The organism is Hymenobacter psoromatis, from assembly GCF_020012125.1.
Taxonomy (GTDB): Bacteria; Bacteroidota; Bacteroidia; order Cytophagales; family Hymenobacteraceae; genus Hymenobacter; species Hymenobacter psoromatis.
The window spans coordinates 160,193-172,097 of record NZ_JAIFAG010000001.1; the positions used below are offsets into that span (position 1 = coordinate 160,193).

7 protein-coding genes and 1 tRNA gene are annotated in these 11,905 nt (G+C 56.2%); 2 read left to right on the forward strand and 6 right to left on the reverse strand.

Features of this window, described 5'->3' with window-relative positions; genetic code table 11:
• Window positions 1-73: 73 nt before the first annotated feature.
• Window positions 74-1,879: a DUF885 domain-containing protein gene (locus tag LC531_RS00745; RefSeq protein ID WP_223648414.1), complete on the reverse strand. Its 1,806-nt coding sequence runs from the start codon at window positions 1,877-1,879 to the stop codon at window positions 74-76.
• A gap of 139 nt (window positions 1,880-2,018) precedes the next feature.
• Window positions 2,019-4,661, reverse strand: a complete 2,643-nt coding sequence (gene cphA, locus LC531_RS00750) for a cyanophycin synthetase (protein ID WP_223648415.1) — start codon at window positions 4,659-4,661, stop codon at window positions 2,019-2,021.
• Window positions 4,662-4,876: 215 nt separating this feature from the next.
• Between cphA and LC531_RS00755 the strand changes: the two genes are divergently transcribed.
• Window positions 4,877-5,203, forward strand: coding sequence for a hypothetical protein (locus tag LC531_RS00755; RefSeq protein WP_223648416.1), 327 nt, complete (start codon window positions 4,877-4,879; stop codon window positions 5,201-5,203).
• Between the two features lie 62 nt (window positions 5,204-5,265).
• Here LC531_RS00755 and LC531_RS00760 read toward each other — a convergent pair.
• The 4 genes from LC531_RS00760 to LC531_RS00775 all read right to left on the reverse strand — a co-directional run bounded on the left by LC531_RS00760 (window position 5,266) and on the right by LC531_RS00775 (window position 11,098).
• Window positions 5,266-5,336, reverse strand: a tRNA-Cys gene (locus LC531_RS00760).
• Between the two features lie 108 nt (window positions 5,337-5,444).
• The gene (gene rpsA, locus LC531_RS00765; RefSeq protein ID WP_223648417.1) at window positions 5,445-7,334 is read right to left on the reverse strand and encodes a 30S ribosomal protein S1; all 1,890 of its coding nucleotides are present in this window, start codon (window positions 7,332-7,334) and stop codon (window positions 5,445-5,447) included.
• A gap of 333 nt (window positions 7,335-7,667) precedes the next feature.
• Entirely contained in the window at window positions 7,668-9,959 is a 2,292-nt protein-coding gene (locus tag LC531_RS00770) for a T9SS type A sorting domain-containing protein (RefSeq protein ID WP_223648418.1), read from the reverse strand.
• A 215-nt stretch (window positions 9,960-10,174) separates the two neighbouring features.
• Complete coding sequence (locus LC531_RS00775) at window positions 10,175-11,098, reverse strand: bestrophin family protein (RefSeq protein ID WP_223648419.1); 924 nt, start codon at window positions 11,096-11,098, stop codon at window positions 10,175-10,177.
• Window positions 11,099-11,210: 112 nt separating this feature from the next.
• Here LC531_RS00775 and LC531_RS00780 point away from each other — a divergent pair, with 112 nt between their 5' ends.
• A complete protein-coding gene (locus tag LC531_RS00780; protein ID WP_223648420.1) occupies window positions 11,211-11,876 on the forward strand; it encodes a DedA family protein in 666 nt (221 codons plus the stop codon).
• The last annotated feature ends 29 nt before the right edge of the window (window positions 11,877-11,905 follow it).

The window sequence follows — 11,905 nt, forward strand, 5'->3', positions numbered from 1 at the left end:
AAGCCGTTGGTCCCTGCGAACAAAGCGCTCGCAGGGACCAACGGCTTTTGTCTTTTGTGTAAGCCTGTTCGGCCTACTTCACCCCGGCCGCCCAGGCGTCCATCTTCTTTTCGAGCACGGCCAGCGGCATTACGCCGTCTTTGAGCAACTCGTCGTGAAAGTCGCTGAGCTTGAACTTGCTGCCCAACGCCTTTTCGTAGCGGGTGCGTAGCTCGCGGATTTTGAGCTGGCCAGTTTTGTAGCTCAGCGCCTGGCCCGGAATGGCCATGTAGCGCTCAATCTCGGCCGTGGCCCCATCCTCGCTGATGGGCTCGTTATCCATCATGTATTTGATGGCCTGCTCGCGGGTCATGTTGCGGGCGTGCAGGCCAGTGTCTACTACCAGGCGCACGGCGCGGTGCATCTCGTCGCCGAGCGCGCCCATGTACTGGTAGGGGTCGGTGTAGAGGCCCAGCTCCTTGCCCAGGCTTTCGGAGTAAAGCGCCCAACCCTCGCCCATTGCCCCGTACCAGGCAAACTGCCGGAACTTGGGCAGGTCCTGGTTTTCCTGCTGCAACGAAATCTGGTAGTGGTGCCCCGGAATAGCCTCGTGCAAAAACAGCGATTCCATGCCCGAGGTGGTGTTGAACTTCGTGGCGTCGGCAATCGGCACGTAGAACACGCCCGGCCGGCTGCCGTCGGGCGAGCCGGGGTTGTACTCGGCCGAAGCGGAGGCTTCGCGGAACTTTTCGGTCTGCCGAATCTCAAACGGCGTTTTGGGCACGTGCCCAAACATCTTCTTCAGATTCGGGTCGATGGTCGCCTGAATCTTGCGGAAAGCGTCCAGCACCTGCCCCGGCTGGGTATAGGGCATAAATTTCTTGTCCGTTTTGAGGTAGGTGAAAAACGCCGGTAGGTCGCCCTTAAAGCCAACCTGCGCCTTCACCTTCTCCATCTCGCCCTTGATGCGGGCCACTTCCGAGAGGCCGGTCTGGTAGATGTCGGCGGGCGTTTTGCTGGTCGTGGTCCAGTACGCTACATCGTAGTCGTACATGCCCGCCCCGCCCGGCACCGCCGAAATCCCGCTCGTCAGCCGCGCCTTCGGCAAATATTCCTGCTCCAGAAAATTGCCCAGCTTCTGATACGTCGGCACCAGCTCGGTCATAATGGCCTTTTTATAGGCTTCGGTGATGCGCTGCTTATCGGCCGCCGAAAAGCTTTTGGGCAGCAGCTTTATCGGCCCGTAAAACAGCGATTTGGTGGGGTCCGTCACCACGATATCCTTGCCGCGCATCTGCGGAATCATCTTCGTCACCAGCGACTTGGGCAGCACTACCCCCGCCCGCATCCCGCGCCGGAAGTTGCCAATGGCTGAGTCGGCCCACAGCGTATAGCCGTGCACCCGGCCCAGCCAGTTGTCGTAGTCCTTCACCGTTTTGAAAGGTTGGTTGCCCTGCCCCGAGCCGTACTGCCCCAGCGTGAGGGGGAGGCCCCAAAACTGCTGAAACGGTAGCATCCAGGTAGTGAGCTTGAGGCCCGCCAGCCGCTGCTGCATCTCATACTGAAAGATGTCGTAGCTGATTTTGTCGTTGTCGTCCAGCGCGTTGCGGTCGTATTTTTCCAGCTTACCCAAATAATTCTGGTAAAATGCGCCCAGCGTATCACGCCACGCCTGCGTCTGGTCATTGGGCAAGATGTCGTTGTAGCGGCTGTCGCCCTGTCCCGTCGCGGCCAGCGGGTCCAGCCGCGACTGTTTATCCCAGTACTGCCCGAACAGGCCGTTCAGGTCTTTATTGCCGCCAGTGCCAGCCGTAGTTTTTTCCGAGGTAGAAGACGACTGGCAGGAAGCCGCCAGCCCCAAAGCAACGGCCGCCAAGGCTATTTGCGCGAGGTAGTTCATGGGTGAATAGATAAATCGTTACTTGTGAAAGCCTTTAGGTCTGTAGAGACGCGACCCTTCGCGTCTCTCTTCGTTGGGCAATCATTCACGCGAAGAGAGACGCGAAGGGTCGCGTCTCTACAACTTATGCAGCAGTTGTCTAATCAGTGGCCCTACCCCCCGCCTCAAACGCATCGAGCTTCTTGAGCACGCCCGCGATGTCTTCCGTCAGCAGCACCACTACCGCGCCGTCGGGCGCGGTAGCTAGCACGTGGTCAATGGCTTCCAGCTCATTTTCAATGTAAGTAATCGGCAGTTCCGCCTTATCCAGGCGCAGGCCGCGGGTCATAATCTCGCGCAGTTGCTCGGCAGTTTTACCGCGCAGGTCACGGTCCTGCCGCAAAATAACTTCATCAAAAATGCGACCCGCGATGCGGGCAAAGCCCAGCGTATCCTCGTCGCGGCGGTCGCCCAGGCCGCTCACTACCCCCATCTTGCAGGTCGCCGTGGTGGCGTCCATAAACTCGGCGAAGCGCGTAATGCCGGCCGTGTTGTGGGCGTAGTCCACAATCACCTCAAAGCGCGGAAACTTGTACACGTTCATGCGGCCCGGCGTTTTGGTAGCCGAGGGGATGAAGGTGCGGAAGGCCGTCTTAATCGTGTCTTTGTCGAAGCCCGCCAGGTAGCCGGCCAGCGCGGCGGCCAGCGCATTTTCGATGTTGAACGTGGCCCTACCCCCCAGCGTGACCGGGAACTCCACCGCCCGGTCGATGCGCAGCTTGTACGAGTTCTTGTAAATGGTGAGGTAGCCTTCCTCGTACACGGCGGCCACGCCGCCGGCCTCCACGTGCTCCTGAATGCGCGGGTTATGCTCATTCATCGAGAAATAGGCCACCCGGCACTCCAGATGGCGGCCCATCTCATACACCAGGTCATCGTCGGCATTCAGCACGGCCCAGCCATTTTTGCGCACCGTGCGGGGCAGCACGCCTTTCACGGCGGCCATTTCCTCCACGGTATAAATGTCGCGCATTCCCAGGTGGTCAGCGGCCACGTTGGTGACCACCGCAATGTCGCAGGTATGGAAGCCCAGGCCCGAGCGCAACATGCCGCCGCGCGCCGTTTCGAGCACGGCGTAGTTCACGGTGGGGTCGCGCAGCACAAACTCGGCGCTTTGGCCGCCCGTGCAGTCGCCTTTTTGCAGCTGCACGCCTTGAATATAAATGCCGTCGGTGGTCGTGAAGCCCACTTTATAGCCAATGCTGGCTACCAGGTGCGCGATGAGGCGGGTAGTGGTCGTCTTGCCGTTGGTGCCCGTGACGGCGATAATCGGAATGCGGGCCGTGCTGCCGGGCGGAAACAGCATGTCGATAACCGGCGCGGCCACGTTGCGCGCCAGGCCCTCGGTAGGGGCGATGTGCATCCGAAAGCCGGGGGCGGCATTCACCTCAATCACTGCCCCGCGCGTCTGGTTCAGCGGGATGGCAATGTCGCTGGTCAGCATGTCGATGCCGCAGATGTCGAGACCCACGATGCCGGCTACGCGCTCGGCCAGCAGCACGTTGTAGGGGTCCACGAGGTCGGTTACGTCGGTGGCCGTGCCGCCGGTGCTGATGTTGGCGGTGCTCTTCAGGTACAGCGTTTTGCCGGCCGGCAGCACCGAGTCGAGGGTCAGGTCGTGGCCCTTCAAAATGTCGAGTGTGTGCTGGTCGGCTTTGATGGCGGTCAGCACTTTCTCATGCCCTACCCCCCGCCGCGGGTCCGTGTTCACTTTATCAATAAGCTGCTGAACAGTCAGCTGCCCATCGCCCACCACGGCCGCCGGCGTGCGCCGGGCGGCGGCGATGAGCTTGCCGTTTACTACCAGCAGGCGGTGGTCGTCACCCTCCACAAACTGCTCCACAATCACGGCTCGCGAGTATTCCTTGGCGGCTTTCAGGCCCTCCGCGGCGTCTTCCCAGTTCATGATGCGGATGGTGGCCCCCTTGCCGTGGTTGCCATCGAGCGGCTTGGTCACGATGGGAAAGCCCAACTCCTCAATGGCGTCGCGCAGGCCGTCCTCCGAATACACCGTGGTGCCGCGCGGCACCGGCACGCCGCCATCTTCCAGCATGGCCTTGGTGCGGTTCTTATTACCAGCCACCTCTACCCCGGCGTGCGAGGTCAGGTTGGTGGTAGTAGCCCAGATGCGGCGCTGGTTGTGCCCGTAGCCAAGCTGGATAATATTGCTGTTCTTGAGTTGGATATACGGAATATTACGCGAGGCCGCCTCAGCTACGATGCTCCAGGTACTGGGCCCAAAAAACTCCTCCTCCCGAATGTCGTGCAGCTCGTCAATCACGGGCTTCAGATGAAACTCCTCGCCTTTCGCCAGGGCCTCTACCAGCTCCACGGCAGCTTGGGCGGCGTAGCGCCCGGCGCGCTCCTCTTGGTAGGCAAACACCACATACTCGACGCCTTCCTCACGGGCCGGATAGCTTTTGCCCCAGAATACCGGCATCCCGGCCTGGCGCTGCAGCTCCAGCGCCACGTGCTGCACCACGTGGCCCAGCGGCTCGCCATCGGCCAGCTGCTCCTGCGACAGGGGCGGGTGCTTGGCCAGCTGCTTGCTGGAAGGGCTGCCCGGCTCGTGCGGCTGCCCAATGCCGGGCAGCAGCGCCGTCAGGCGTTCGGCAAAGCCGTCCAGGGTATTGCTCCACTCGCCGGCAAGGTCTTGTAAGTCAACTTTGCACACGATGAGCCGGTAGTGCTTCACCGACCAGTAGCTCGGGCCGCGCATGGTGCGCAGGTCAATAATCTTCATATAGCCAGGGCAAGAATAAGCCACCAGGCTCAGCCAGCGGCTTAGCAATGTAGGCACCGCGGGGCTTATTCAGTTGTCCGCAGCCCCGTTGTAGCCGGCAAAGCAGCCAAAGTGCGCCGCGCTTGAGGCCCTACCCCCCTTTAGTATCAGGGAGCGGCTGTGAGCTTGAAAAGTGCCATTTTCATTAAAAGCAAACACTACTTAATACCTGCCGCGTGCTGCCTTACCACTTTAACGGCCAGCCGCTCACACATATACTTCATCCCGTAAGCCTGAACTCTCTTATGATTATGCCTGTCAAAACAATCCTCATCGCTGCTGCCCTAAGCATAGGGCTAGTTAGTTGCTCACGTGGTATCAGTGGCGTGAATTCCAGCGACCCTTACATTGCGCAGCAGGCCCAAAAGGCCCAGATTTTGCAAGACCAAGTTGATACCCAGAAAAAATTGGTTGATGCCGAAAAACAAAAGCTCAAGTCGCTGCAATTGCAGCTAGATGGTGCCAAGCAAAATCTGAAAGGCCGTAAAATGGCCGGAATCTAGTACTTCAGCACTAGGCTAAATAAAAACCCCACTCGGCTACTACTGAGTGGGGTTTTTATTTGAGGTAACGGGCGGATTCGAACCGCCGTAGGAGGTTTTGCAGACCTCTACCTAGCCGCTCGGTCACGTTACCGGCTTGGGGGCACAAAGGTACGCTAAAAGAATACATTGCCCAAGCTATAGCTCATAAAAGAGCCCCGACCGCAAGGCCGGGGCTCTTTTTCAACTCACGCGCAGCGCCTTAGGCGATGTCCGCGTTGTCGGGCGACGGGCCAGCTAGTGGCACGTCAGCATCGGCGCGGGACTTCAGGCGGTCCTCGGCGGTCTGGCGCTCGGTGGTGGCCAACTGGTCGCGCAGGGCGCTGAGGGCGTCGAGGTCGCCAAGGGTATTCTTGTCAGCCGGCTTCTTGAGGTCGCTCAGCTTGCCTTCGCCGGTGGTAGCGCCGCTAGCGGGCGACTTCTTAGCGAATTTCGAGTTGCCGACGCGGTTGCTTTCGTCCTCCTTGTTATACACGGCGGTGTGCGAGAGCACCACGCGGCGGTCATCCTTGGAGAACTCCGTGACGCGGAAGTCCAGCTGCTCGCCGTTTTCGGCGGTCGTGCCGTCTTCCTTCACCAAGCCCTTGGGGTAGGCGAAGCCTTCGATGCCGTAAGGCAATTCGAGCACCGCACCACGGTCCGACTTCTCGGTGATGGTAGCCTTGTGGACCGAGCCGGGGGTGAATACCGTCTGGAAAGTATCCCAGGGGTTTTCCTCCAGCTGCTTCACACCTAGGGCGAGGCGGCGGGCCGACATATCCAACTCGAGTACTACTACGTCGAGCTTGTCGCCAACCTTTACCACTTCCGAAGGGTGCTTCACTTTCTTGGTCCACGAAAGGTCCGACACGTGCACGAGGCCGTCTACGCCTTCTTCCAGCTCTACGAAGAGGCCGAAGTTGGTGAGGTTACGCACCTGGCCGCTGTGCTTGGTACCCACGGCAAACTTCTCGGAGAAGTCGCCACGCGTCCACGGGTCTTCGGTCAGTTGCTTGATACCTAGGCTCATCTTGCGGTCTTCACGGTCGAGGGTCAGTACGACTGCCTCCACAATGTCGCCCTGCTTGATGAAGTCCTGCGGGTTGCGCAGGTGCTGGCTCCAGCTCATTTCCGACACGTGAATCAGGCCTTCTACGCCCGGTACCACTTCCATAAACGCGCCGTAGTCGGCCACGTTCACGATGCGGCCCTGCACACGCGAGCCGGGACCGAGGTCGGCCGGCAGCGAATCCCACGGGTGCGGCGTCAGCTGCTTCAGGCCCAGCGAAATACGCTTCTTGGCCTCGTCGAAGTCCAACACCACCACGTTGAGTTTCTGGTCGAGCTGCAGTGCCTCGCTCGGGTGAGCGATGCGGCCCCACGAAATGTCCGTGATGTGCAGCAGACCATCGACACCGCCGAGGTCGATGAACACGCCGAAGTTGGTCATGTTCTTGATGTTGCCTTCCAGAATCTGACCTTTTTCGAGGTTGTTCAGGATGGCTTCGCGCTGCTGCTCCAGGTCCTTCTCGATGAGGACCTTGTGCGACACCACTACGTTGTCGAAAGCGGCGTTGATTTTCACCACTTTTACTTCCATGCGGCGACCCACATAGATGTCGAAGTCGCGGATGGGCTTCACGTCGATTTGCGAGCCGGGGAGGAAAGCTTCTACGCCATCCATCTCCATGATGAGGCCACCCTTGGTACGGCGCTTCACCACGCCTTCCAGCACGGTATCATTCTCCAGAGCTGCGTAAATCGCGTTCCAGGCCTGCTTAATTTTAGCCTTCTTGCGGCTCAGGATGAGCTGGCCGTTGGCATCCTCCTGGTCTTCGATGAATACGTCCACCTCGTCGCCCACCTTGAGGTCGGGCAGGTCGCGGAATTCGCTCAGCGGCACGAGGCCATCTGATTTGAAGCCGATGTTCAGGATAACATCACGGTCGGTCATGCCCACCACGGTGCCTTTAATTACCTCTTCCTCCTGAACGGTGGTGAGGGTGTCGCTGTAAAGCTTTTCCAGCTCAGCGCGCTGCTCGGCGTTGTAGTTACCGCCAAAGCCGCCTGCTCCGACATTGTCCCAGTCGAAATCGTCAACCAATTCTGCCATGTGTAGCGGGTTCCTAAATACCTGAACACCACAGCCGGAACCCGAAGCCGAAGCGCAGTTTGTCTTGATACCACGAGGGTTAGCTCCCGGCCCGCCACCTTGACAGGGCCGCAAAGGTACGGATTCTCAAGCTAATAACAACGTGTAATCGGTCGCCATTGCGAACACTGCAAAGCAATCGCATCCGCACCATTCCAAAACGAGCGGTGCAGGTGTCGGTTAAGTTCAACTACTTCGCAGGCTCACAATGACGGCCGATTTAGCACCAACTCTAACTAAAAAAAGGCAGGCTTCCTGAAAAAAGCCTGCCTTTTAATCAAGATAAACCAGTGTCTACTTTTTCTGCAGGCGTACCGATTGGGTACTGCCATCCGCCAGCGTGATGCGGGCCAAGTACATTCCGGTATGCAGGTCGCTCAGGTCGCCCAAGTCTAGGCTGGCATTGTTAATGGTCAGGCTCTGCTGGCGTACCGTTCGGCCCACCATGTCAATCAGCTGCACTTGAGCAACCCCGTTAGATACGTCACTACCGAAGTTGAGACTTACCTTATCGGTATCAAGGAAGGGATTGGGATAAACGGATAACGCTACCGCGCCAGTCGCCGAACCATCGAAGTTCAAGGCCCGCGTGGGCGAGTACGAATCTTTACCGTCCAAATCCACTTGGTGTAGGCGGTAGTAGCGATTACCAAACTTACCACTCTCCGTGTCCACGTACTTGTAGTTTTTGGCCTGTATGCTGTTAGGCGTTTCGCTGCTCACAAACCCTAATGTGCGGAAAGTAGTGCCGTCGGTAGATACCTGCACTTCGAAGCCTCTGCTATTGGTTTCCGTAGCGGTTTTCCAGGTGAGCAGGGCGTTAGCAGCACTACGGGTAGCGTTGAATGAGACTAGGACCACCGGAAGAGGATTAAATTCATCTCCTAGGGTTATGGTGTTGAGCGAGCCATTATAACCCAGTCGCGTCACGGTGTGATTTACTATATCCACATTCCCAGTCCGGCCAACAAGGTTATAAGGAGGGCCGTTATTGGCCGTTTTAAAAATTGTCAGATTTTGCTCCGGGTTACCATTCAACTCATCTGTTGAGTTAAGATAATGGAATACGATATCTGTAGTATTGCCATTATTGATATCACCCGTTATACCATACTGCCTCTTTATTGGCAAAGGATTGGCAGTAGTAGACGGTGGGGTGAGAGGGTCGCCGACGGTTCGCGTAATCTTAACAGTCCCGCTTACAGGCAGAGTGGGAGTGAGGTCAAGGCCAATATTGCCAAAGGTCTGCGGTGTGCCCACACTCATCGTTCTTTCCGCGATTGTTATTCCCTGAATATAGGAGGTGTTAGTTTCTCCTTGCAAGATACCGGTATTATTTATAACCACCTTAGTAGTTTGCGTAGTATTAATGTCAAAATTAGCATTATCTGCCGCTGTACGTAGGATAGCGCCAGTGCCCCTAGGTGCCGCCTTGAAGACTAGTGTATTTAATATATCAATTTCATTGATAACCGCTTTAATACCGCTGCCTTCAACGACAATATCTGTAACACTTAGAAGCCCTCTGATAGCCTGAGGATTACCATCATTGCGAGCAAACACCACAGTAGAGTTGAGCGTAGAGTCCTGTACTCCTGGTGAGCCCACAACACCGCCTAGTAGACCACCGGCGTAGTTGTTCAAATCGCCAAAAACACGTAGCGTAGCGCCTATCGGTGTGCCATTCGTAGTAGATTGGCCGATACGCACAAGTGCCCGCGTACTGTTAGCTGTACCGTTAAGAGTTAGGCTCCTAACCTCATAAGTTGCCGCAGGGTCACCAAGTAGGGGAGTAACTGTAAAAGCGGAATTAGGTCCTTTATCCGGGATAATGGCATCAGCATTGCGCGTGGGAACGCCGTTAGTCCAGTTATCTGCATTTAGCCAATCAACACCGGCAGCAGTGTTAGTCTGGCTAATCCAAGTCGTGGTAGCTCCGTTAGGCGTAACTGCAGGGGCTAGTACAGTGAAAGTTGCGCTGTATGGATTAGTAGCTCCATTGCCAGGGTTAGGAAGATTTGTTGAAGGCTTGCTACCATTCTTATAATTAGCATCATAGTATATATCAACCTGAAACGTACCACCGCCAATCGTTTTAGCAATAGCTAATAAGTCGATAGAACTGCTATAAATGTACGTTACTGGAGAACTGGTTTTAGTAGAAGTTAACGTTAAAGGCAGACTTTTATAAGCGGGTATAGAACTTGTCATCGTACCCTTTAGATACACCCGGTAGTAAAAATTAGAGCTATTAACTGGTATTGTCTTAGTTGCACCGTTTAGCGTGTCACTAATTGCGGCAATGGCCAAACTACCAGTTGTCAGGTCAAAGATTCCACCTTTACCTAAGTCTGCTCCCGCAAAACGAGTAGTAGTAGAGTCCTGCCCTCGTAGACCGAAATAAAGTGTGTTGGAAGAAGCTGTGGTAGTAGTTGCGCTAACTGTTAGGTCACTCGCATTAAAGTATACCTGTCCCCACGCCGAACGCGAAGAACTCAGACCTGCAAGCAGGACTAAAAATGGTAATAAAACCCGCCAAGACGCCCAGCCGGGCCTACCTTTCGGCGTAAGAGTAAGATTTTGCATGATGAAAAAAGGAGTGAAGGTGCTGAGTTAAAAGCGTTCAAAAACGCAAGTGTGGCCTTGTACGCAAGAGGTCATGTGAGGTTAACTTCTTTCTAAGAAAAATCCCACAAAGTAACAAAAGCCTAAATCAGCTGCAAATAATGCAACCGGCCGCAAGATACGCACCAATGCTGGAAGCGGTTTTGCTTATCCCGTCAGAAAGTAGGATTATAGTTTTAGTGCACTACGCTGTAAGGCATAGCTGCCAGAGCCTTTTTCTGCTCGGAAAGCTCAACGCGCAGAATATCGTGCACGCTGAACCGGATGCGGTTCGAGAGCTGCGTGAGGGGTAGGTCGTTGGAATCCAGCCCAAAAGGGTTCTCGATTTCCTCGCCAATCATTTCCAGGCCCAGCAGCGCGTAGGCCCCGAACATGGCAATAGGAATCATAAAGAAGCCAGAGGTGGACAGTAGCACGAACGGCATTACCCCGATAAAAGTCAGAATGTACGCCTTAATGAAAAAGGTATAGGAAAAAGGGATGGGGGTAGCCTTAATGCGTTCGCAGGTGCCGCTGACTGACATCATGCCTAAGAAATGGGGCTTGAAGGTGAGCAAGTGCGTATCACGAATAATTTCAACTTGGCGCAACTGCTCCAGGCTTTCCTGCAACACGGCCAGGATGGTGGCGGCCACGTTTTCGGCCGTGCGCAGCCGCTCCATAATGTCGGGCGTGGCTTCCATTTGCTCAAATTTCATTTGGCCGCGTAACGAGCCTTTGAGCGCGAAGGGGAAGTTGGAGATGAGCGCGGCGAAGTAGCGCCGGCTGGCGATGGCATCGCGGGGTAGTACGGCGTTGAACTCGATGGCCAGGCCCCGGCACTGCGAAATGAGCTGCCCCCATACTTTGCGGCCCTCGTAGTAGCGGTCGTAGGCCGTGTTGGTACGAAAGACCATTAGCAAACTCAGCAGAATACCCAGGAAGGAAAAATATTCCCGGCTGATACTGAGCATGGGATGGTGAAGCTCCAGTCCCCAAAGGGCAATAAGTCCGTTGTAAATACCTACTACGCTGACGCGCACCAGCAGCCGGCGAATGACGGCCGACGTGTGAAAGTGGCGAAGTGCCTGCCACCAGTCACCGCCTTGGTACACAATCATGAGAGTAGAGTTTTGGCCCGCCTTAAACGCAGGCCATCCAGCCCAAGTTGGGCGGCGGCTTCGCAATCTTCGTACCAGCCGCCCTTTCTTTGCGCATTCAACCCTACCCCGCATGGAGTTACTCAAGCACTTTTTAGACTTACTGCTGCACCTCGACAAGACGCTGGTAAGCGTAGTGCACGATTACGGCAACCTAACGTACCTGATTCTTTTTCTGATAATCTTTACTGAAACCGGAGTAGTGGTGCTGCCCTTTCTGCCCGGCGACTCGCTGCTATTCGTGGCGGGCACGCTGGCCGCGCAGGTCAGCCCCGAAACTGGCCAGCCGCTGCTTCAAATTGGCTACCTGATTCCGCTGCTGATAGTGGCCGCGTTTATTGGTGATAACCTGAACTACGCCATTGGCGACTACCTTGGCCCCAGGGTATTTCGGGAGGACTTCCGGTTTTTGAAGCGCAAGTACCTGGAGCAGACGCAGGCGTTTTATGCCAAGCACGGGGGTAAGACCATCATTATGGCGCGCTTCGTACCCATCGTGCGCACGTTTGCGCCCTTTGTGGCGGGGGTAGGCACCATGACGTACCGGCATTTCGCCTCGTTCAGCATTGCAGGGGCGGTGCTGTGGGTGGTGTCGCTGACGCTGGCGGGCTACCTTTTTGGGAATATCCCGCTAGTGAAAAATAATTTTACGCTGGTTATCTACGCCATTATTCTGGTGTCGGTGCTGCCGCCGCTGTGGCAGTTCGTGCGCGGCAAGCTGCAAGGCCGGCCGGCGTAGGGGGGGTAGGGTACCATTTCTTTTTTACA

What these genes read in the sequence shown, in the direction of transcription:
- LC531_RS00745 (WP_223648414.1), bottom strand. Translation starts at nt 1,879, where the DNA reads ATGAACTACCTCGCGCAAATAGCCTTGGCGGCCGTTGCTTTGGGGCTG.
- cphA (WP_223648415.1), bottom strand. Translation starts at nt 4,661, where the DNA reads ATGAAGATTATTGACCTGCGCACCATGCGCGGCCCGAGCTACTGGTCG.
- rpsA (WP_223648417.1), bottom strand. Translation starts at nt 7,334, where the DNA reads ATGGCAGAATTGGTTGACGATTTCGACTGGGACAATGTCGGAGCAGGC.
- LC531_RS00770 (WP_223648418.1), bottom strand. Translation starts at nt 9,959, where the DNA reads ATGCAAAATCTTACTCTTACGCCGAAAGGTAGGCCCGGCTGGGCGTCT.
- LC531_RS00775 (WP_223648419.1), bottom strand. Translation starts at nt 11,098, where the DNA reads ATGATTGTGTACCAAGGCGGTGACTGGTGGCAGGCACTTCGCCACTTT.
- LC531_RS00780 (WP_223648420.1), top strand. Translation starts at nt 11,211, where the DNA reads ATGGAGTTACTCAAGCACTTTTTAGACTTACTGCTGCACCTCGACAAG.